The organism is Collimonas arenae, assembly GCF_000786695.1.
GTDB lineage: Bacteria > Pseudomonadota > Gammaproteobacteria > Burkholderiales > Burkholderiaceae_D > Collimonas > Collimonas arenae_A.
On sequence record NZ_CP009962.1, the window covers coordinates 5507221 to 5528514 of the forward strand.

Consider the following 21294-nt stretch of genomic DNA (forward strand, 5'->3'; position numbering starts at 1 on the left):
CGTCATCCAGGATTGCCTTGCCACGACCGCTGGATGGAGACAGGACATATAGTAGCAATGGTTAAAAGATAATAATAATGCAAAATTGGTATAACGGCGATCTGATCAATTGCGCCCCGGGATTGGGGCGCGGCGGGAGTTGACGCCGGCAACTTAAGCGTCCGGGTCATTGCTGGAGAGTTCACCATTCATGGCGGCAGCGAGGCTGCCGCTTTATTCGCTCGGCGTCATCGCCAGGCCGTTATTGCGTTCGATCGACGCCGACCATAAAGTCAATCCCAACGCCAGTGCCACCAGCACCACGCCGACGTAAGGCAAGGTGGTCAGCTCAAAACCGGCGCCGATCGCCATGCCGCCAAACCAGGCGCCGCTGGCGTTGCCGAGATTGAAGGCGCCCTGGTTCAGGGTGGAAGCCAGATTCGGCGCGGCGCTGGCGCGTTCCACAACAAGTACCTGCAGCGGCGGCACAATCGCGAAGGCGAGTACGCCCCAGATGAAAATCGTGATCACAGCCGGCAACGGCGTACGCATGGTCAAGGTAAATACCGTCAGGACTATCGCCAGCGCCACCAGGAAACCGATCAGCGACGGCAGCAAGCGCCAGTCGGCCAGTTTGCCGCCGAGCGCGCTGCCGACTGTGAGGCCAAGGCCGAATACCAGTAACACCAGGGTCACTGCATGCGGCGTCAGACCGGTGACGTCTTCCAGGATCGGCGTGATGTAGGTGAACACCGAGAACAGGCTGGCCGAGGCCAGCGCGCTAATCGCCAGCACCATCACGACCTGTTTGTCCTTGAGTACGGAAAATTCTTGCAGCAGGCTGGTCTTTTGCATCTCGATTTTCTTTGGCAGCCACAACGCCAGGGCAATTGCCGCCAGCACGCCAATCACTGTCACCGCCCAGAACGTCGAGCGCCAGCCCAGCTGTTGTCCGAGGGCAGTACCGAATGGCACGCCCAGTACATTGGCCAGGGTAAGCCCGGCAAACATCAGGGCAATCGCCTGCGCACGCCGGTTGGATGGCACCAGGCCGGCAGCCACTACCGAACCGATACCGAAAAACGCGCCATGGCAAAACGCGGTCACGATCCGCGCCAGCATCAGCACCGCATAATTCGGTGATAAGGCGCACAGCACGTTACCGATAATAAACAGACCGATCAGGCTGAGCAATGCGGTCCGTCGCGGCATGTTGGCGGTGGCGATAGCGACGATCGGCGCACCGATGGTGACGCCCAGCGCATAGCCAGTCACCAGCATGCCGGCTGCCGGAATGGTCACCCCCAGATCACGCGCCACATCGGGCAACAGGCCCATGATGACGAACTCCGTCGTACCGATGCCGAAAGCGGCAACAGCAAGGGCAAGCAGGGGCAGAGACAGCATGATGATCATCCGGAAATGGAACCGCCGAACGGCAGGAAAACCGCGGCAGTCAATGGCGCGCACCCGGAACCGTGGTGCGAAGCAACATTATAGCAATCGCGGTTTATTTGTGTTAGCGCTACCAGATTTCATCGCCGAAATTTGGCGGCCGGCGTGAAAAGTGTTGGATTTTTGCGAAATGACGGTTCAGGGGCAAGCTGCCTAAGCGCTACCCCTGCCCGCCTGCAATATCAATTCGCTGCCGTGAAAGACCGGTAATCTACTGTAATGGTCTACGCTGCTCGATATCAGAGCCGGTGACATAAAAAAATGCCTCTCCGGCTATTGCAAACCGGCGAGGCATTTACCCATGTGAAACAACCATTGCGCTATACGCTGTAGCGCAATGTACTGCCAGATCAAACCGGCCTCATTCTCCCTGCAAGATGCCAGCGAGGCCGATATTTGTTTTCCTTATTTAGCAGGGAAAACAGTTGGGTTGGCCGTGATGTAGGCGTTCAATTTGTCGACATTCAAGCTGCCGAAACCAGTCGCTGCACTCCATCCCGATGCATTGGCTTTCATGCCTGGATAAGTCGTGCTCCAGCCGTTGTAGTCGATTGCATCGCCATCTACTGCGGCGCTGGTCACAGGGAAGACCAGGCTGGCGTTCGATGGAATCGCTGCATACAGGGCCGAATTAGGGAAGCCCAGATTATTGCCGTGCGCGGATTCCAGACGCGACCAGAAGCCGGCGAACATCGGCGCCGCCATGCTGGTACCGCCTACTACGCCTGCTGCGGTGCCGCCGTTATTCGACGCAGTGATGTAGATATAGGTGCCGCTGGCCGAAGCCGCATCGAATACCAGATCAGGCAAACCGCGCGTGGTGTGGCCGGTGCCGACGATGCTGGAAGTCTGCCAGCTTGGTGCGGTCTCATATTTACTGAAACCGCCGCCGGTGGACCAGATACGCACAGCGCTGCCGTCGCCGGTCTGGGCGGTACCTTCGTTCCACACCGCCTGGCCGTTATAGGCGCCGGCGGAAGTAGTGAACAAGGCCGTGCCGCCAACCGTAGTCACATACGGCGAACTGGCTGGCTCGCTCACGTCATAGGTCTTTTTCTTGGTGGTCGTGTTGGCCACGCCAGGATTTCCCTGGGAGTCCGTGTCGCAGTTATAAGGACCGGCATCGCCGGAGGCCACCGAGAAAGTGATACCTTGCGCCACGGCTTGTTCAAACACCGCGTCATCTGCCGCTTGCGAGCCCGAAGACTTGGCTGAAGCTTCGCACTCGCCCAGCGACACGTTGACCACGCTGGCGACGTTGGCAGTCACGGCGGCGTTATAGGCAGCAGTCAGCGGCGCATCTTCCATCGAGCTTGCGGTGTAGAAAATCAGTTGCTTGACGCCGCCGGAAGCGCCGTAGATCACCTGGCTGTCCAGGGCCCATTCCACTTCGCCCGATTCATCCGAGCTCTGGCTACCGACATACACTACGGTAGGCGTCAGTTTTGGCAAGCTTGGATTATTGCTGAGGAAAGTCTGGAAATCGTTCAGGGTGTATGTCATGTCGCCTTCGGAAATCGTGCCCACCACGGCATTCGATGCAGCCGGTGTCGAGACCGCGCCGTAGATGCCTGGATATTGCACCGGCGTGTGCGATGTTTCCGTCCCGGCCGCTGCCTGGACTATCGATTTTTGCGTGCTGTGCAAACCGCTGTGTGTAACGTGGTGGATCGCCGCATTTTGCAGGCCTAGCACCGAACCGACGATGGTCGCCAGTTCCGGCGGCACTTGTGCTGCGGTTTCATTGGCGTAAACGTTGCGGCCTTCATGCGTGAAGCGCTTCAGGGAAGTGTTGAACGCTTGCTTGACAGTCGCTGCGGTACCGTCGGCGCTGACCAGCAGACGGTTCGAGCTGACGTTGATATTCTTGAAGCCGGCTTTGCTCAAGTGCGCGGTGACGGCGTCGACCTGTGCTTGCGTAGGCGAGTATTGCGCAGCGAATTGCGCTGGCGTCAGAAATTTGTGATACACCGAACTGCCGGGTGTATAGAGTTCTTTGACGAAGCTGTCCAGTTGCGCCTTGTTACGCAGTTGCAGCGCAACGGTCACGCTTTTTTCTTCGCCCTGCGCCATGTCCACAGCAACCTTGTCTGCTGTCACGGCAACGCCAGTGCTGTCGTGCGTTTGTACGCGCGGCAGGAAAGCGTCTGTCTTGGTCGATACCCAGTTCGAGGTATCTGTGCCCGCGTGCGCCGCCATGCCGATGCAGGCCAGGGACAACGCTAAGGCCAATGTGCTGATACGCGGTACTGCGAATTCCCCTGCTTTTGCTGCTGATGCTTTCGATTTCATTTTTTTATTCCTTTTAAAATATGCAACACCGAAACAACGTGGAAACAGCTTGCGACAACGCTTGAGCGCACCTTTCCATACACCCGGAATGCAATGCATGCGTGATGAGTCCTCCCTGCACCTTAGAACCGCGGGCACACACAAACGACAAATGTGCGAAACCACAAGGTTGCAAAAAGCAGCCTTACATGAACACGCTAAGCGTCAGATATGCATCGCCTGTAGCGATGCGGGATTAACGAACCTCTAGCTCGTTACTGGGATGGCCGGTGCGCGACCCTTGGTGATCGCGCAACCTGTGCCGGGATACGGGAGAAAATACGGGAGAAAATAGGATGAAGGAAATCCAAAACCTGTTCGGATTGCGACTGCAGAAACGCTGCTGGTTCTAAAGACTTAACGCCGGTCATCACTATTCCCTTTTAAGGACCATCGATACGACAGCATTACGCTTGTGGGGTAAGTGTCGCTACAAAAAATCTGTATTTCCACATGCCTGATGTTGCAAATTACAGCCTCAGCATAAGTCTTAAATTTCCACACTGCAATATTTACTCATCCGTTCTTACAATTTGTTTCATCTTAAAAAGGATAGAAAATTCCGTACCTGCGGGAGATACAAAAAGACATATTTAAATACAAGAATGAACATGGAAATATTGGCCGAAACACCGCATAAACATTAGTTCTCGGTATTTTCTTATTGCTGCACCTTGGTGCATTTTTATTTTAAAAAAGGGCTGTATTGAGCTAAAAGCGAAGAGCGGAATTTATGTCTTCTTAGGCGTCGGAAATGAGCTATTTCGTTTGTATAAAACTGCTTGCCAAAGACGGCTGATTCGCCGGTGCACAATTGATCTGCGGACGTCAGGAGGATCAGAATTTCCGCAGATGAATGTGCACCGTTGTCATTGATCAGATACCGCCCATGCACAAATATTTGATCACCTGGTAATCCTCGATCCCGTACTTCGATCCCTCGCGCCCCAGGCCGGATTGCTTGACGCCCCCGAATGGTGCGACTTCATTGGAAATCAAACCGGTGTTGATGCCTACCATGCCGCTTTCCAGCCCTTCGGCGACGCGCCAGATGCGGCCGATATCGCGCGAGTAAAAATAACTGGCGAGTCCGAACTCGGTATCGTTGGCCAGCGCCACCGCTTCTTCATCGGTTTTGAAACGGAACAGCGGCGCCATCGGACCGAAGGTCTCTTCGCGCGCCACCATCATGTCGGCGGTAACGTCAGCCAGCACGGTCGGCTCGAAAAAACTCTGTCCCAGCGCATGCCGTTTCCCGCCGGCCAGCACGCGTGCGCCCTTTGCCACTGCGTCCGCAATATGCTGCTCGACCTTGAGCACCGCCTTCTGGTCGATCAGCGGGCCTTGCGTGACGCCCTCTTGCAAACCATTGCCAACCTTCAGCCTGGCCACTGCCGCGACCAGTTTCTCCGCGAAGGCATCGTAGACGCCGTCTTGCACATACAGGCGATTGGCGCATACGCAGGTTTGTCCGGCGTTGCGATATTTGGACGCCATCGCGCCTTCTACGGCGGCATCCAGGTCGGCGTCGTCAAACACGATGAATGGCGCATTGCCGCCCAGTTCCAGCGACAGTTTCTTGATAGTGGCGGCGCATTGTTCCATCAGCAAACGGCCGACGCCGGTAGAGCCGGTAAACGTGAGCTTGCGCACGATAGGATTGCTGGTCATTTCCGCGCCGATTTCGCGCGCCGAACCGGTCACCACGCTAAACACGCCGGCCGGGATGCCGGCGCGCTCAGCCAGCACCGCCAGCGCCAGCGCCGAGAACGGCGTCGACTCCGCCGGTTTGAGCACCATGGTGCAGCCTGCAGCCAGCGCCGGACCTGCTTTGCGGGTAATCATCGCCGCTGGAAAATTCCATGGCGTGATCGCTGCGCAAACCCCGATCGGCTCCTTCACCACCACGATGCGCGTACCCGGCGTCGGCGATGGAATCGTGTCGCCGCCAGCACGCTTGCCCTCCTCCGCAAACCATTCGATGAACGAGGCGGCATAGGCGATTTCGCCTTTGGATTCGGCCAAAGGCTTGCCCTGTTCCACGGTCATGATCAGGGCCAGGTCGTCGAGGTTGGCCAGCATCAGGTCATTCCATTTGCGCAGGATGATGCTGCGTTCCTTGGCGGTCTTGCGCCGCCATTGACGCCAGGCGTCGTTGGCGGCGGAAATCGCGCGGCGCGTTTCAGCAGCGCCCATCAGCGGCACGCTACCGATGGTTTCTCCGGTGGCGGGATTGGTCACCGCATGCGTTCCACCGCCGTCGGCGTTGCACCACTCGCCATTCAGATAAGCTTGCTGACGGAACAATGAGGGATCTTTCAATTGCATCATGAGGTAACTCCTAAGAACAGGGAAGACCGGTATGGTTGACTGCACCATACAGGTTGAAAAGCGGTAACTTGCCGGCAAGCGATGACAGAGCTATATCTTGGCGAGCGCCTTGTTGCGACCGCGTATCCATTCCAGCGCCAGCAACAGGCAGGTGGAAAACACGATCAGGATAGTGGCCAACGCAGCGATGGTCGGGCTGATGTTTTCCTTAATGCCGGTAAACATCTGGCGCGGCAAGGTTGCTTGTCCTGGGCCGGCGACAAACAAGGTTACCACCACATCGTCGAACGATGTCGCGAAGGCGAATAATGCGCCGGAAATCAAACCCGGGGCGATAACCGGTAATGTGATGCGGAAGAAAGTCGAGAGCGGACTGGCGCCGAGACTGAGGCTGGCGCGCACGAGGTTCTGGTTGAATCCCTGTAAGGTCGCCAGCACCGTTGTCACTACAAACGGCGCGCCCAGCGCCGCATGCGCGAGTATCAATCCTGTATAGCTGTCGGACAAACCGATCTGCGCGAAGAACAGATAGACGCCGACGCCGACCACCACCACCGGCACCACCATCGGCGAAATCAGCACCGCCATCAGCAAACCCTTGCCACGGAAATCAGCCTTGTTCAAACCGACAGCTGCCAGTGTGCCAAGTAGGGTCGCCAGCATGGTCGCCAACGGCGCCACGATAAAACTATTCTTGGCGGCGCTGACCCACTCCTCCGACTGCACCAGGTTTTGATACCAGCGCATGGAAAAACCGTGGATCGGATAGACCAGGAAAGTACTGTCGCTGAACGATAGCGGAATAATCACCAGGATCGGCAACAACAGGAACAGCAGCACCAGCAGATTGAAGCTGCGCGAAAAATAAAACCATACGCGTTCGGTGAGCGATACATAAGGTGGAAATTGTGGAAATAGTTTCATGATTTAAGCCATGCTCACGTCGGTTTTTGTAAAGCGGCGATACACGCCGTACAGCACCAGCGTCGCAGCAAACAGCAAAGCGCCGAGCGCACAAGCCATGCCCCAGTTGATGGTGACATTGGTAAAGTAAGCGATGTAATAGCTGACCATCTGTTCGTTGGGCCCGCCTAGCAAGGCTGGCGTAATGTAATAACCGACCGAAAGGATAAACACCAGCAAGGCGCCGGCGCCGATACCCGGATAGGTCTGTGGCACATACACGCGCCAGAAGGCTGCAAACGGATGACTGCCGAGCGACACCGCCGCACGCATATAGGTTGGCGGAATCGCCTTCATCACGCTATACAGCGGCAAGATCATGAATGGCAGCAGGATATGCGTCATCGCGATGTAGACGCCGATGCGGTTGAACAGCAGCTCCAAGGGCGCCTGCGTCAGGCCGGTCGCCATCAAGGCTTTATTGACCAGCCCTTCCGATTGCAGCAGCACGATCCAGGCCGCGACCCGCACCAGGATCGAGGTCCAGAATGGAATCAGCACCAGGATCATGAACAGGTTGGCGCGCCGCTCAGACATGGTCGACAGCCAATAGGCCAGCGGATAGCCGAGCACCAGGCAAGCCAGCGTGGCGACCAGCCCCATCCAGAAGGTGCGGCCGAAAATCTTTTGATACACCGAGGCATCCGGATCGGCTTTTTCAATATGGCCGAAAGCGTCTTGCTTCAGGTCCAGCGCTGCCAGCAGGTAATAGGGAGAGTACGGCGCGCCATTCTTGGCGATCACCTGCCAGTACGGCAATTGATTCCACTGCTCATCGATATCGATCAGTGCCTGCTTGATCTGCGCAGGCGGCAACGGCTTGCCGTCCGCATCCAGCAAGGGCAAGGCGCGCGCGGTTTTCATGATGATGGAACGGGCGCCGGAAATTTCCGAATTCAAGCGGCGTGCCAGTGATCCGGCAGAACTGTCTTCGCGCGCCTGCAGCAGATCCGTCGCCAGTCCGGCATAGGCGGCGTCCGGAGGACTGCTCTTGCGATCCCAGCCGGCCAGGGCGGCCACGGTATGCGGCAGCGTCGTCGCGATTTCCGGGTTCTCCACGGCGCGCTTAAGCAGCATGGCGATCGGCACCAGGAAAGTCAGCAGCAGGAAAATCGCCAGCGGTGCGATCAGTGCCAGCGCCGCGGCACGCTTGCGGAATTGCGCTTGCCGCAATTCACGCTTGAGCTGCGAGTTGGGCGGCGCTGCCGGCGGCGCCATCGGCATCGGGTTGACGCCGACGGAGGATGCAATAGAAGTCATGATGATCCGGCTTTAGCAAAAAGAGGAATGCAAAGAACTGTCGCTGGCCACGAAGAACTCTCCATGGCCAGCGGCGGCAGCCTGCTTACTTGGCGGCCCAGGCAGTGAAGCGCTGTTCCAGTTCTTCCCCATGATCTGTCCAGAACGACTGGCTCAGCGCCAAGGCATCCTTGGCGTTGGTCGGCGAAGTCGGCAGGTTGGCCAGCACTTTCGGATCCAGCAGCTTGAGCGCCTGGTTGTTCACCGGACCATAGGAAATATTGCTGGCATAGGCTTTTTGCGATTCTGGCTTGCTGGCGAAGGCGACGAATTTCTCGGCGTCGGCCTTGTTCGGCGTGCCCTTCGGAATCACCCAGAAATCGAGCGTGTAGATGCTGCCTGTCCAGCTGACCTTGAGGTTCTTGCCTTCGCGCTGGGCAGCATCGATGCGGCCGTTAAAAGCACTCGACATCACGACGTCGCCCGCTACCAGGAATTGGGGCGGCTGGGCGCCGGCTTCCCACCACTGGATATTCGGTTTCAGCTCATCCAGTTTCTTGAAAGCGCGATCGACGCCGGCCTTGGTGCCGAGCAGCTTGTAGACATCTTTCGGCGCCACGCCATCCGCCATCAGTGCGAACTCCAGGTTATTCTCCGCGCCCTTCTTCAGAGCACGCTTGCCGGGAAATTTCTTGGTATCCCAGAAATCGGCCCAGCTCTTTGGCGCGCTCTTGAGCTTGTCGGCATCGTAGGCCAGCACGGTCGACCAGACGAAGGCGCCAACACCGCACTCATGAATGGCGGCGGGATTGAAATCGGCCTTGTTGCCGATCTTGCTGAAATCGATCTTTTCCAGCAAGCCTTCTTCGCAGGCACGGCCGATATCGCCTGCATCCACTTCGACCGCATCCCAGCTGACCTTCTTGGCCTCGACCATGGCCTTGACCTTGGCCAGTTCACCGTTGAATTCCACTACGGTGATCTTGTCGCCGCTAGCCTTGGCGTAGGGATCGATGTAGGCGACCTTCTGCGCTGCGCCGTTGGCGCCGCCGAAATTGACCACCGTCAGCGCAGCTGCTTGCGCCATGCCGATGACGGCCAGCGACAGTACGATGCTGCTAAATACAGGTTTGAATACAGACTTCATCACGTCTCCTCGTGGTTTGAAAAAAGCAGGTCAGAATTTTTTAATGTTGTTGTTAAATGAAAATGCGCAGGTGCTTGGGATCTATGTCCAATGCAACCACTGTGCCTTCGTTAAGCCCCATCAGAGCCGGGTCGTTCAGCGACAGTTTGACGAAGCAGTCCTCCTGCTGCGGAATCGCGCAGCGTACCCGCACGTGATCGCCGAAATAAATCAGGCTGCTGACATTGACCGGGAAAGCATTAGCGGTAGCGCTGGCCAGCGGCAACAGATGAATCCGCTCGGGGCGGATGCAGGCCACGACTTGCTGATTGACGCTGGCCTGGTTTGCGTTGACGCCGCTCAGCAAGCCGCCATGCGGAAGACGTACGGTGCCGTTAGCGCCGTCGGTTGCGCTAAGCACGCCATGGAAGCGGTTGTTATCGCCGATGAAACCGGCAACGAACAGGTTTTCCGGGTACTCGTAGAGACGATCGACCACGGCCAGCTGCTGGATGATCCCCTGGTCGAAAACGGCGACCCGGTCCGACATGGTCAGCGCTTCGCTTTGATCGTGCGTCACATACACAAAGGTGACGCCGAGACGTTTATGCAGGGCTTTCAGTTCAAGCTGCATGTGTTCGCGCAATTGCTTATCCAGCGCGCCCAGCGGCTCGTCCATCAACACCAGCTTGGGATCGAACACCAGCGCCCGCGCCAGCGCGATACGCTGTTGCTGGCCACCCGATAACTGCGCAGGATAACGATCGCCGAACTTGCCCATCTGGACCATGTCCAGCGCCCTTTTTACCTTGTCGACGCGCTCGCTGCCGTTGATATTGCGCACCCTTAGCGGGTAGGCAACGTTTTGCGCCACAGTCATGTGCGGGAACAGGGCGTAGTTCTGGAACACCATGCCGATATTGCGCTTGTGCGGCGGTACTTTATTGAGCAACTGGCCATCCAGGCGGATTTCGCCGCCTGTGGGAAACTCGAATCCTGCCAGCATCATCAGACATGTGGTCTTGCCGGAACCAGATGGCCCCAGCAAGGTCAGGAATTCGCCGCGCTGGATATCCAGGTTGAGATTCTTGACGACCAGATTCTCGCCGTCATAGGTTTTCTTGACGCCGGAAAACTGCACCAGCGTATCCTGCGCGGCGGTATGGCTAGCGATATCCTCGGCAGACGACGCCAGGTGGGGAGCGATATTTTCTTGCTTCAACTTGTTCTCCTGCCAGGTTTCAAGCGGCCGCAACGGTGCGCATTGCTGCGCACAGGATGGCCAGCGCTTCATCCATCAAGTTATCCTCTATGGTCAGCGGAAACAAGAAACGGATCGCATTACTGTAGACCCCGCAGCTCAGCAACAGCAAGCCGTTTTTGAGCGCTTCGGCCTGTACCTTCTTCGTGAACTCGGCATCGGGCTGGCGTGTGCCTGGCTGCATGAATTCCACCGCCACCATGGCTCCCAGGCCGCGAATATCGGCGATCTGCGGAATCTCCGCACGCAGGCTTTCCAATACTTGCTTGAGCTTGGCGCCCAGCAGATTGGCGCGCTCGACCAGTTTTTCTTCCTCGATCACTTCCAGCACAGCCAGTGCCGACGCCACCGCCAGCGGATTGCCGGCGTAAGTGCCGCCAAGACCGCCGGGCGCGGCCGCGTCCATAATTTCCGTCCTGCCGCAGACTGCCGACAAAGGCATGCCGCCGGCCAGGCTCTTGGCCATCGTCATCAGGTCAGGAATCACGCCGGAATGTTCTACTGCGAACAACTTGCCGGTACGGGCGAAGCCGGTTTGCACTTCGTCAACGATCAGCAAGATGCCGTGTTCATCGCACAATGTGCGCAGCGCCTGCATGAAGGCCGGCGGCGCGGCGTAGAAACCACCCTCGCCTTGCACCGGCTCCAGGATGATCGCTGCGACACGCTTGGGATCGACGTCAGCCTTGAACAGGGATTGCAAGGCTGCCAATGACTGCTCCGGGCTGACGCCATGTAGCTCGACTGGAAACGGCACGTGGTAGACCTCGGCCGGGAACGGGCCGAAACCGACCTTGTATGGCACCACTTTGCCAGTCAGCGCCATGCCCATCATGGTGCGGCCGTGGAAAGCGCCTGAGAAAGCGATGACGGCGCTGCGGCCGGTGGCGGCACGGGCGATCTTGACGGCGTTTTCCACTGCTTCGGCGCCGGTCGAAAAGAAGGTGGTTTTCTTGGCATGATCGCCCGGCGTAATCGCATTGATGCGCTCGGCCAGTTCGACATAGCTGGCGTAGGGAACAATTTGATAAGCGGTGTGGGTGAATTTGCCGAGTTGTTCTTGCATTGCCGAAATCAATTTCGGATGGCGGTGGCCGGTGTTCAACACGGCGATGCCGGCGGCAAAATCGATAAAGCGGCGATTCTCGACATCCCAGATTTCGGCATTGAGGGCGTGCGAAGCATAGAAATCGCACATGACGCCGACGCCGCGCGGGGTGGCTGCATTTTTCCGCTTGTGCAGTTCAGCGTTGCTATTTGAATTGGCGATGGCCGCCGCCGCGTGATATCCGTCGTTCTTCATACTGGCTCCTGGTTTAGATATGCGTTTTTTGTATGTGCAACTGCTTTGATGCATACTAAGGCCGGGCTGGCTCTATAATATAGTGCCACTTTCAGTTTTCTCATGGAGCCACTTTGCGCATCGCCTCGCTCACCGATTTCCTGTTGATGCGCATTGAGCGTGGGGCAGACGGCACGATCGCCAAAGCCGCGGCCGCCGGCACGCCGCTGAACCGGCAGATTTACCAGGCCATCCGCGAAGCAATCCTGTCCCAGTTGCTGCCATCCGCCCTGCAACTGCCATCCTCGCGCGACCTGGCCCGTGAACTGGGGATATCACGCAATACGGTGACTTATGCCTACGAACAGCTGATCGCCGAAGGCTATCTGGAAACCCGGGCCGGCTCAGGCACCTACATCGCCGATACCACGCCCGACCAGATTCCCGAAACCCGCCTGAACACGCCGCCACTGACCGATCCCAGCGGCGAATCGGAACTGTCCGCGCATGGCGCACAACTGATCCAGCAAGCTGGCGTCAGCGATTTGCAATGGGGTGCCTTCATGCCGGGTGTCCCGGATGTGACGCTGTTTCCGAACAAGATCTGGAGCCGCCTGCAAAACAAGCACTGGCGACGTTCGCGCGCCGATCTGCTGACCTACGGCGATGCCGGCGGCTACCTGCCGCTGCGGGAAGCGATCGCCGAATACCTGCGCATGGCGCGCTCGGTCAATTGCAACGCCAGCCAGGTGATCATCACCACCGGCATTCACCAGTCGCTGGATATCGTAGTCAAACTACTGGGCGAACACGGCGACAGCGCCTGGGTTGAAGATCCTTGTTACTGGGGCACCCGCAGCGTGCTCAACTCGCTCGGCATCAAGCCGGTAGCGATTCCGGTCGACGCCGAAGGCATGCGCATGCGGCTGGCCAATCTGCGGCAACCGCCGCGCTTCATTTGCGCCACGCCCTCGCATCAGTATCCCCTTGGAATGGTGATGAGCCTGTCGCGGCGGCGCATGCTGCTGGAGTATGCGGCGCAGCGCAAAGTCTGGATCATCGAAGACGACTATGACAGCGAATTCCGCTACGGCAGCCGGCCATTGGCGTCTTTGCAGGGCATGGATACCGATGACCGCGTGCTGTACATGGGCACCTTCAGCAAGACCATGTTTCCCAGCTTGCGCATCGGCTTCATGGTGGTGCCCGAATCGCTGGCGAACGCCTTCGCCATCGGCGTTTCCGAGCTGTATCGCGGCAGCCAGGTGTTCATGCAGGCGATCATGGCGGACTTCATGACCGAGGGTCATTTTGCTTCGCACATCCGGCGCATGCGTCTGTTGTATGCGGAACGCCTGCAATTGCTGCAGGCTGCCATCGACCGCCACTTCGGCGACGGCATTACGTTGACCGGCGGCGAAGCCGGCCTGCATCTGGCGCTGGGCCTGCCCGCACAATGCGACGACCTGGCGATCAGCCGCGCCGCACGCGAAGCGGGGATTGTGGCGCGGCCATTGTCACGTTATTACATGAACAGCGAAACCGCTCGCAACGGTCTGTTGCTGGGTTATGCCTGCGTACCGAATGAACAGATTGCACCGGCGTTCGATAAGCTGGCGGCGATTATCAAGGCCCATTGGAAATGAACGCATCACCACTGTTTTGATTGAGGAGATTGCATGAAAAAACTGTTTTTTATCCTTGTCTTGGCGCTCGGTACACAGGCCGTTCCTGCGGCAGCGCAGACATCCCCTTCACGCCTCGATGAGGTCATCAAGTCCGGCAACTTGCGCGTCTGCATGACCGGCGACTACAAGCCATTCAGCTTTTTGAAGGCCGACAATAGTTTCGAAGGAATCGATGTCGACCTCGCCCGCTCGCTGGCCAAGGCGCTCGGCTCGGAAGCCCGTTTTATCAAAACCAGCTGGAGCAACCTGACCAGCGACTTCCTGGAAAAATGCGATATCGCAATGGGCGGCGTTTCGGTGACGCTGGAACGGCAGAAGAAAGTATCGTTTTCAGTACCACATATGGTGGATGGCAAGTCAGCCATCGCCCGCTGCAGCGATGTCCAGAAATTCCAGTCGCTGGCGGCCATCGACCAGCCTGGCACCCGCGCCATCGTCAATCCCGGCGGCACCAACGAACGCTTCGCCCGCGCTAACTACAAACAGGCGCAACTGATCCTGCATCCGGATAATGTCACGATCTTCGACCAGATCGTGCAGGGTAAGGCCGACGTCATGGTGACCGACGCCAGCGAGACGATGTGGCAGGCCAAGCTGCATCCGCAGCTATGCGCGATTCATCCCGACCAGCCGCTGGAATTTTCGGAAAAAGCGTTCATGCTGCCGCGCGGCGACGTGCCGTTCAAACAATTCGTGGATACCTGGATGCATCAGTTGAAAGCGACCGGCGAGTATGACCGCCTGGTCAATCAATGGCTCAAGTGAGCATATTAATCAATATTGCTCAATAAAACATGGCTTCAGCTTGTGGGTCGGCGCAGGAACGCCAGAGCCAGGCCGAAGCCAACCATCATTGTTCCACTTGCGCGATTGAGCCACTGGAATCTGCTGGCCCCATTTGTCAACGTCCCAAGTTTGGCGCCTAACATTGCATAGATGGCAATCGCGACCAATTCCAGCAGCAGGAAAGTCGCACCGAGCATAATGAAACTCATTGCGTAGGCCGAGCGATCGACAAACTGCGGGAAAAATGCGGTGAAAATCAGAATTGCCTTGGGGTTGCCCGCCGCCACCAAAAACTCCTGTTTCGCCAGCCGGCGCAGCTTGTCCGACGGCCGCTCGGAGTTAGCCCCGGCATCCTTTGCCGCGCTTGAAAAATGCGCAGGACCGGCACAAAACAATTTGATGCCGAGCCATACCAGATAAGCGGCGCCACCGAGTTTCAAGGCCGTAAATAGCGTCTCCGATGCAAGCAACAACGCTCCCAGTCCCAAGCCGGCGATGGCAATCATCGCGGCAAAAGCCAACAAGCGTCCAAAGGCGGCGGCGATCGAATACCACACGCCATCACGTGCGCCATTCGACAGCGACAAAACGTTGTTGGGACCGAACGCCATGTTCAGCGCGAAACAGGCGGGCAGGAAAAGCCAGAAATTTTGCATCAGCATAGCATGCACCATTTTGTAGAATGACGAACCGTTAGCTTGCTAGCCCTGCTTGCTGGCTGCCTTCCGCGCGGCCTGGCTTTTCTTGATCGATTTCAAATGCGCCGCCACCGCGGTAGCCAGTTGCCGCGCCCACAACGCTACGCCGCTGGCCGAGGGATGAAAGCCATCCGACGCCATCAAGGCGTGGTCGTTGATATCGATCAGCATGGGCACCCGCGTCACTCGCACGTGGTTGAGATCTGCAGGGAGATTGAAAATCAATTGCTCTACCGTTTCATCCAGCGCCTTGGCTTTCAGGCCAAGCACGTAGCGTAAAGGTTCGGGCAAAGCCGGGAAAGCGTGAATGGGCGGGATGCCGGAAATGACGATCAGACGGGGCGTCAGATGTGCCTGTATATCACGCATCAGTTGCAGCAGCTCCGCACGGTAACGATTGCATGAGCGGAACGCCGTGGTGTCGTTAACGCCGAAGGCAATCAATACGATATCAACCTTTTGCGACGCTACCTGCGGCAGCATAATCTTGGCGGCGTCACTCAACGTCGCGCCGTTCTGACCGACCGCCTGCCAAGTCACGGTGCGTTGCAAGCGTAGCGACAGCGCCGCGGCAAACTGCCCGGTGATCGCTTCGTAATGGGTGGCGACGCCAACCCCCGCCACCGGCGACTCGCCGATCGTCAGCAATGCCAACGGCCGCGGCTGCGGCTCGGGACCGATCCCGGTTGGAATCTGCGCCTGGCCAATGGTCGGCCCCATCGCCTCGGGCAGGCGTGGCGTGATGCGGCGCGTGCGACGGCCTTGTATGATCAGCCATGGCAAGAGCGGTAATGCAATCAGTTCCGGCAACCAGCGGCGCACTTCATGTCTCCTTGGCTCGTGAGTTATTTTTCCTATCGGCAAGCAATTATAGGGGCTAGCGCACCGGATTTACGTAATTTTCAAGCCTTTTAATTCGGGCTTGGCGGCTGGCGGCTTCAATTTCAGATCGGCCAGGGTTTCCAGAAGGATGCTGGCGATCGCCAGGTTGCGATGGGTTTTGGAGTTGGCCGGAATGACATACCAGGGTGCATGATCTGCATCGGTAGCATTGATGGCTTTGCCAAACAATTCCTGGTATTTATCCCAGCTTTTGCGTTCTTCCAGATCCTGCATATCGAATTTCCAGTGCTTGGCAGGGTCGTCCACCCGCTCTTGCAAACGGTCGCGCTGCTCATCCTTCGAGATGTGCAGCAAGCACTTGATGATGGTGGTGCCGGTTTCCGCCAGCATTCTTTCAAAGTCGCGGATCTGGGCGTAGCGGCGTTCGCACTCGGCCTCGTCGATCCAGTCATGCACCATGGTGATCAATACGTCTTCATAGTGGCTGCGGTTGAACACCACGATCTCGCCCTGGCGCGGCACCTGCTGATGCACCCGCCACAGATAATCGTGGGCGCGTTCGATGGTGCTCGGCGCCTTGAAATCGGCGATCTGGATACCCTGTGGATTGACCAGGTTAAACACCCCTTTTACCGTGCCGTCCTTGCCGCTGGTATCGATACCCTGTAATACCACCAGCACCTTGTGCTGCTGGCCGGCATACAGCATTTCCTGCAGCGCCGCGATTTCCGCTGCCATGCCCACGACCAGCTCCTTATCCTTGAGCTTATCGCCGCTGGAAAGCGGCTTTTCGGCAGCGTCGGCATCCTTGATGCTAGTCTGTTTGGTGGCGCGGAACTGCTTGCATGCTTTCATTCGGTTCTCCGGTCAGTCAATTCTCGTTGCGTCGCTGCGGGTCAGCTACAAAATACCGTGCAGGTTGCCCAGCGCATGTTCGATCTTGATGCAGCTATCCATCTCCACCTGCATTCCAAAGGCGCGCGCCTTGGCGGCGGCCGCTTCATTGACAATGCCAAGCTGCATCCAGATGCAGCGTGCATCAATCATGATCGCCTCGCCGACGATGGGTGGAATGTCTTCTGCCTTGCGAAAACAATCGACGATGTCGATCTTTTGATTTTCCCCTGCCAGCGCTTTTGCCGCGTCATAAAGATTGGCGTAGCAAGGCTCTCCAAGAATGTAAGTGCCCACATGCGTCGGATTGACCGGAATGATCCGGTATCCTCGCTCCTGCATGTAGCGAGCCACGCCGTAGCTGGGACGATCCGGTTTTGGCGACAGGCCGACTATGGCGATGACCGGATTGACAGGGTTATATTCTGGCTTGGATAGCGTGGTCATGGGTTCGGCGATCTGCTGGTCAGCGTATGGGAAATCTCGATAAATTCGAGAATCTGAAGATGATCTTAATGCGAAGCTTACTGTGAATATTACTGTGATTTTGCAATTTCCGGCGCCGCTCTTGTAGTCGTATGGGCAACGGCTTTAGGCCACCCTCCCCCATTACCGGAAAGCGGCTGCATGTCTACTTGGCGAAATAGCTGGCGTAAATCTTGTCGTAGCTGCCGTTGGCGTGCACTGCTTTGAGTCCGCTATTGATCTTGGCCATCAGAGCGGTATCGACTGGCCGTACAGCGATACCGTAATATTCTTTCTCGAACTTGTCGCTCTCGATCAACTTGAAACCCTTGTCTTTGTTGAATTTCAAATGATTGGCCACCGCGCCGTTATCGCCGACGGCGGCATCGACACCACCGTTATCGACTTCAGTCAGCAGCAGCGGCAAGCTTTCGAAGCGCACCAGCGCGTTGCTGTTCTTACCCAGCATTTTCTGCATGATGGTGTCGGCGCTGGTGCCGGCTGTCACACCAACACGATTGGCCTGTTTCAGATCATCCGGACTGCCGATGTTTTTCCCTGGCGAAACCAGGATCACCTGCTTGGCTTCAAAATACGGATCCGAGAACAGCATGCTCTGCTTGCGCTCGTCGGTAATTGTGACGCCGGAGGCGATGATGTCGATGTCCGCATTGGCCAGGGTGGTAAATATGCCCTCCCAGGGGGTATTGACCCAGACGATCTTGATCCCGGCCTGGTCTGCCACCGCCTGCATGATGTCGACGTCAAAACCGACGATCTTGCCGCTGGTGTCGATCGAGCCGAAGGGGGCAAATGCTGCGTTCATGCCGACCTTGTATACCTTCGGAGTCGGCGCCGTATCTACCGGCTTCTCACATGCGCCAAGGCCGCATGCCAACATGCCAACCAGCAGCAAATTTCGTAGCAGCGTTTTCATCTGTTTCCTCCTTGGCGTGCTCAGGCCGCGTTATTATGAGGGACAGGAACATCTTAGTGGAATAACACTCGCCGCGCCATGCTAAAACTGCAGCGGGCTTTTGCTTTGGACAACAAAAAAGCAGCCGAAGCTGCTTTTTCTTGTTGCCATCCGAAAAACCACAATAGCGGATCAGCGTCCTTTTTGACGCAATTTCTGAATCGCCGCCAATTGCGCAATCGCGGCAGTCAACTCTGACTGTGCTTTTGCGTAATCGATCAAGGATTCTTTATTGGTCAACGCTTCTTCGGCGCGACGCTTGGCTTCGCTAGCCTTCGCTTCGTCCAGGTCGGCGCCGCGGATTGCGGTGTCAGCCAGCACGGTAACCTTGTTCGGCTGCACTTCCAGCAAACCGCCGGCAACGAACACAAACTCGTCCTGTGCCTGGCCTGCCACCTTGATGCGTACGGCACCCGGCTTGATGCGCGTGATAAGTGGGGTGTGGCGAGGATAAATCCCCAGCTCGCCCGACTCACCCGGCAACGCGACGAATTCGGCTTCGCCGGAGAAGATATTCTCTTCCGCGGAAACAACGTCTACGTGAATAGTGTTTGCCATCTTAAACCCTTTGTTGTCCATGAAGTCACTAACGGGAAGCGCCGGAGCCGCTCAGTTGCAGCAGCTCCGATGCCTGCCGGTTAGCCGATCTTCTTGGCCTTTTCGATTGCTTCTTCGATCGTGCCGACCATGTAGAACGCTTGTTCCGGCAGGTGATCGAGTTCGCCGCTGGCGATCATCTTGAAGCCCTTGATCGTGTCCTTCAGCGAAACGTATTTACCTGGCGAACCGGTAAACACTTCAGCAACGTGGAAAGGTTGCGACAGGAAACGCTGCATCTTACGCGCACGCGCCACCAACAGCTTGTCTTCCGGAGCCAGTTCGTCCATACCCAGAATCGCGATAATGTCGCGCAATTCCTTGTAGCGTTGCAAGATACCTTGCACAGCGCGGGCAGTTTCGTAGTGCTCTTGACCAACCACTTGCGGATCCAGCTGACGCGAAGTCGAATCCAGCGGATCAACCGCAGGATAGATACCCAGCGAAGCGATATCACGCGACAACACAACGGTGGAGTCCAAGTGAGCGAAGGTGGTAGCAGGCGACGGGTCGGTCAAGTCATCCGCAGGAACGTAGACGGCCTGGATCGATGTGATCGAACCGGTTTTTGTCGAGGTGATACGTTCTTGCAGCTGGCCCATTTCCGAAGCCAGCGTAGGCTGGTAACCCACGGCTGAAGGCATACGGCCCAGCAGCGCGGAAACTTCTGTACCGGCCAGTGTATAACGGTAGATGTTATCGACGAAGAACAACACGTCTTTACCTTCGTCACGGAAGCCTTCAGCGATCGTCAGGCCGGTCAGCGCAACGCGCAGACGGTTACCTGGCGGTTCGTTCATCTGGCCGTAAACCATCGCTACTTTGGATTTTTCCGGATTTTCCAGATCAACCACTTTAGCGTCAGCCATTTCGTGATAGAAGTCGTTACCTTCACGAGTACGCTCACCGACGCCGGCAAACACGGACAAGCCGCTGTGCGCCTTGGCGATGTTGTTGATCAGTTCCATCATGTTCACGGTCTTGCCCACACCCGCACCACCGAACAGACCGACCTTACCACCCTTGGCGAACGGGCAAACCAGGTCAATAACCTTGATGCCGGTTTCCAGCAATTCCTGCGATGGCGACAGTTCGTCGTATGCAGGCGCTTTGCGGTGGATCGAAGCGGTCGTTTCGTGGCTCACCGGACCGCATTCGTCGATCGGGTTACCCAGCACGTCCATGATGCGGCCCAGTGTTGCTTTACCGGTAGGCACCATGATTGGCTGACCTGTGTTCTTGATTGTCATGCCGCGGCGCAAACCGTCGGATGTACCCAGCGCAATGGTACGGACTACGCCGTCACCCAGCTGTTGTTGTACTTCCAGCGTCAGTTCCGAGCCGTCCATCTTCAAGGCGTCGTAAATCTTAGGCATCGCGTCACGTGGGAATTCAACGTCCACCACAGCGCCGATACACTGAACGATTTTGCCATCAGCCATTTTCGTTCCTTCAATATATAAAAATAAGTTTCTGTTAAGCGCGTAGCGCGCTAGACGGCAGCCGCACCGGCAACGATCTCGGACAATTCCTTCGTGATCGCAGCTTGACGCGTCTTGTTGTAGACCAGTTTCAATTCGCCGATCACGTTACCCGCGTTGTCGCTAGCCGACTTCATCGCCACCATACGCGCCGATTGCTCGGACGCCATGTTTTCTGCGACAGCCTGATAAATCAGCGCTTCCACGTAACGCACCAGCAATTCATCGATGACGCTTTGCACATCCGGCTCGTAAATATAGTCCCAGGAATGCGAACCTTCTTTATCAGCCTCAAGACGATCGCTCGACAGCGGCAGCAACTGCTGCAGCATCGGCTCTTGCTTCATCGTGTTGATGAACTTGGTGTACACCAGATAAACCGCGTCCAGGCGACCTTCCTGGTAAGCATCGAGCAGTACCTTGACCGGCCCGATCAGCTTGTCCAGATGCGGCGTGTCGCCCAGTTGCACGGCATGCGCAACGACCTTGGCGCCGATCCGGTTGAGGAAACCCAGACCCTTGTTGCCGATCGCTACTGCCTGAACCTTGTTGCCTTGTCCTTCCAGCTCACGCAGTTTCGCGGTCAGCAAACGCAAGGAGTTGGTATTCATGCCGCCGCACAGACCTTTGTCTGTGGTGACGACGATGAAACCAACGTTCTTGGAGTTGTCCTGCTTCACCATGAACGGGTGCGTGTACTCTGGATTGGCTTGCGACAAGTTAGAAGCGATATTACGAATCTTGTCACTGTAGGGACGTGCCGCACGCATCCGGTCCTGCGCCTTGCGCATTTTGGATGCGGCGACCATTTCCATCGCCTTGGTGATCTTCTTCGTATTTTCTACGCTCTTGATCTTGCTGCGTATCTCTTTACCTGTAGCCATTCCGTGCTCCAGTTA

General features: G+C 57.1%; 18 protein-coding genes. 2 read left to right on the forward strand and 16 right to left on the reverse strand.

Going from position 1 to position 21294, the window contains the following annotated elements:
- Positions 1–213 precede the first annotated feature (213 nt).
- The 8 genes from LT85_RS24425 to gabT form a co-directional block, all read right to left on the reverse strand.
- Positions 214–1383, reverse strand: coding sequence for an MFS transporter (locus LT85_RS24425; protein WP_038497428.1), 1170 nt, complete (start codon positions 1381–1383; stop codon positions 214–216).
- Positions 1384–1839: 456 nt separating this feature from the next.
- Positions 1840–3726: a S53 family peptidase gene (locus LT85_RS24430; RefSeq protein WP_081992684.1), complete on the reverse strand. Its 1887-nt coding sequence runs from the start codon at positions 3724–3726 to the stop codon at positions 1840–1842.
- Between the two features lie 915 nt (positions 3727–4641).
- Positions 4642–6096 carry an NADP-dependent succinate-semialdehyde dehydrogenase gene (gabD, locus tag LT85_RS24435; protein WP_038494282.1) on the reverse strand — a complete coding sequence of 485 codons (1455 nt, stop codon included), beginning with the start codon at positions 6094–6096 and terminating at the stop codon, positions 4642–4644.
- A gap of 90 nt (positions 6097–6186) precedes the next feature.
- On the reverse strand, positions 6187–7020 hold the full coding sequence (locus tag LT85_RS24440) for an ABC transporter permease (protein WP_038494285.1): 834 nt from the start codon (positions 7018–7020) through the stop codon (positions 6187–6189).
- 3 nt (positions 7021–7023) lie between these two features.
- Entirely contained in the window at positions 7024–8319 is a 1296-nt protein-coding gene (locus tag LT85_RS24445) for an ABC transporter permease (protein ID WP_156117631.1), read from the reverse strand.
- Positions 8320–8404: 85 nt separating this feature from the next.
- Positions 8405–9445 (reverse strand): ABC transporter substrate-binding protein, encoded by a 1041-nt coding sequence (locus LT85_RS24450; protein ID WP_038494288.1) that lies wholly within the window; start codon positions 9443–9445, stop codon positions 8405–8407.
- A gap of 52 nt (positions 9446–9497) precedes the next feature.
- Positions 9498–10718, reverse strand: a complete 1221-nt coding sequence (locus LT85_RS24455; protein ID WP_081992686.1) for an ABC transporter ATP-binding protein — start codon at positions 10716–10718, stop codon at positions 9498–9500.
- The gene (gabT, locus tag LT85_RS24460; protein WP_052135443.1) at positions 10666–11988 is read right to left on the reverse strand and encodes a 4-aminobutyrate--2-oxoglutarate transaminase; all 1323 of its coding nucleotides are present in this window, start codon (positions 11986–11988) and stop codon (positions 10666–10668) included. The genes LT85_RS24455 and gabT overlap by 53 nt, the downstream gene beginning before the upstream one ends.
- A gap of 113 nt (positions 11989–12101) precedes the next feature.
- Between gabT and LT85_RS24465 the strand changes: the two genes are divergently transcribed.
- Both LT85_RS24465 and LT85_RS24470 read left to right on the forward strand, forming a co-directional pair.
- Positions 12102–13613 carry a PLP-dependent aminotransferase family protein gene (locus LT85_RS24465; protein ID WP_081992688.1) on the forward strand — a complete coding sequence of 504 codons (1512 nt, stop codon included), beginning with the start codon at positions 12102–12104 and terminating at the stop codon, positions 13611–13613.
- Between the two features lie 33 nt (positions 13614–13646).
- Positions 13647–14420, forward strand: coding sequence for a transporter substrate-binding domain-containing protein (locus LT85_RS24470; RefSeq protein WP_038494291.1), 774 nt, complete (start codon positions 13647–13649; stop codon positions 14418–14420).
- A 35-nt stretch (positions 14421–14455) separates the two neighbouring features.
- Here the strand turns inward: LT85_RS24470 and LT85_RS24475 are convergent, their stop codons facing one another.
- The 8 genes from LT85_RS24475 to atpG form a co-directional block, all read right to left on the reverse strand.
- A complete protein-coding gene (locus tag LT85_RS24475) occupies positions 14456–15103 on the reverse strand; it encodes a LysE family translocator (protein WP_038497446.1) in 648 nt (215 codons plus the stop codon).
- Between the two features lie 39 nt (positions 15104–15142).
- Positions 15143–15961 (reverse strand): SGNH/GDSL hydrolase family protein, encoded by an 819-nt coding sequence (locus LT85_RS24480; RefSeq protein WP_052135444.1) that lies wholly within the window; start codon positions 15959–15961, stop codon positions 15143–15145.
- A 69-nt stretch (positions 15962–16030) separates the two neighbouring features.
- Positions 16031–16837, reverse strand: coding sequence for a PPK2 family polyphosphate kinase (locus LT85_RS24485; RefSeq protein ID WP_038494293.1), 807 nt, complete (start codon positions 16835–16837; stop codon positions 16031–16033).
- Between the two features lie 45 nt (positions 16838–16882).
- The gene (locus LT85_RS24490; RefSeq protein ID WP_038494297.1) at positions 16883–17323 is read right to left on the reverse strand and encodes a CoA-binding protein; all 441 of its coding nucleotides are present in this window, start codon (positions 17321–17323) and stop codon (positions 16883–16885) included.
- A 184-nt stretch (positions 17324–17507) separates the two neighbouring features.
- Positions 17508–18278, reverse strand: a complete 771-nt coding sequence (locus LT85_RS24495; RefSeq protein WP_052135445.1) for a basic amino acid ABC transporter substrate-binding protein — start codon at positions 18276–18278, stop codon at positions 17508–17510.
- A 171-nt stretch (positions 18279–18449) separates the two neighbouring features.
- Complete coding sequence (locus tag LT85_RS24500) at positions 18450–18875, reverse strand: F0F1 ATP synthase subunit epsilon (protein WP_038497456.1); 426 nt, start codon at positions 18873–18875, stop codon at positions 18450–18452.
- An 80-nt stretch (positions 18876–18955) separates the two neighbouring features.
- Positions 18956–20356, reverse strand: a complete 1401-nt coding sequence (gene atpD, locus LT85_RS24505; protein ID WP_014008363.1) for a F0F1 ATP synthase subunit beta — start codon at positions 20354–20356, stop codon at positions 18956–18958.
- A 50-nt stretch (positions 20357–20406) separates the two neighbouring features.
- Entirely contained in the window at positions 20407–21279 is an 873-nt protein-coding gene (gene atpG, locus LT85_RS24510) for a F0F1 ATP synthase subunit gamma (RefSeq protein WP_014008364.1), read from the reverse strand.
- Positions 21280–21294 lie beyond the last annotated feature (15 nt).

What these genes read in the sequence shown, in the direction of transcription:
- LT85_RS24475 (WP_038497446.1), bottom strand. Translation starts at nt 15,103, where the DNA reads ATGCTGATGCAAAATTTCTGGCTTTTCCTGCCCGCCTGTTTCGCGCTG.
- LT85_RS24455 (WP_081992686.1), bottom strand. Translation starts at nt 10,718, where the DNA reads ATGAAGCGCTGGCCATCCTGTGCGCAGCAATGCGCACCGTTGCGGCCG.
- atpD (WP_014008363.1), bottom strand. Translation starts at nt 20,356, where the DNA reads ATGGCTGATGGCAAAATCGTTCAGTGTATCGGCGCTGTGGTGGACGTT.
- LT85_RS24470 (WP_038494291.1), top strand. Translation starts at nt 13,647, where the DNA reads ATGAAAAAACTGTTTTTTATCCTTGTCTTGGCGCTCGGTACACAGGCC.
- LT85_RS24430 (WP_081992684.1), bottom strand. Translation starts at nt 3,726, where the DNA reads ATGAAATCGAAAGCATCAGCAGCAAAAGCAGGGGAATTCGCAGTACCG.
- gabD (WP_038494282.1), bottom strand. Translation starts at nt 6,096, where the DNA reads ATGATGCAATTGAAAGATCCCTCATTGTTCCGTCAGCAAGCTTATCTG.
- LT85_RS24450 (WP_038494288.1), bottom strand. Translation starts at nt 9,445, where the DNA reads ATGAAGTCTGTATTCAAACCTGTATTTAGCAGCATCGTACTGTCGCTG.
- LT85_RS24490 (WP_038494297.1), bottom strand. Translation starts at nt 17,323, where the DNA reads ATGACCACGCTATCCAAGCCAGAATATAACCCTGTCAATCCGGTCATC.
- atpG (WP_014008364.1), bottom strand. Translation starts at nt 21,279, where the DNA reads ATGGCTACAGGTAAAGAGATACGCAGCAAGATCAAGAGCGTAGAAAAT.
- LT85_RS24495 (WP_052135445.1), bottom strand. Translation starts at nt 18,278, where the DNA reads ATGAAAACGCTGCTACGAAATTTGCTGCTGGTTGGCATGTTGGCATGC.
- gabT (WP_052135443.1), bottom strand. Translation starts at nt 11,988, where the DNA reads ATGAAGAACGACGGATATCACGCGGCGGCGGCCATCGCCAATTCAAAT.
- LT85_RS24445 (WP_156117631.1), bottom strand. Translation starts at nt 8,319, where the DNA reads ATGACTTCTATTGCATCCTCCGTCGGCGTCAACCCGATGCCGATGGCG.
- LT85_RS24440 (WP_038494285.1), bottom strand. Translation starts at nt 7,020, where the DNA reads ATGAAACTATTTCCACAATTTCCACCTTATGTATCGCTCACCGAACGC.
- LT85_RS24485 (WP_038494293.1), bottom strand. Translation starts at nt 16,837, where the DNA reads ATGAAAGCATGCAAGCAGTTCCGCGCCACCAAACAGACTAGCATCAAG.
- LT85_RS24500 (WP_038497456.1), bottom strand. Translation starts at nt 18,875, where the DNA reads ATGGCAAACACTATTCACGTAGACGTTGTTTCCGCGGAAGAGAATATC.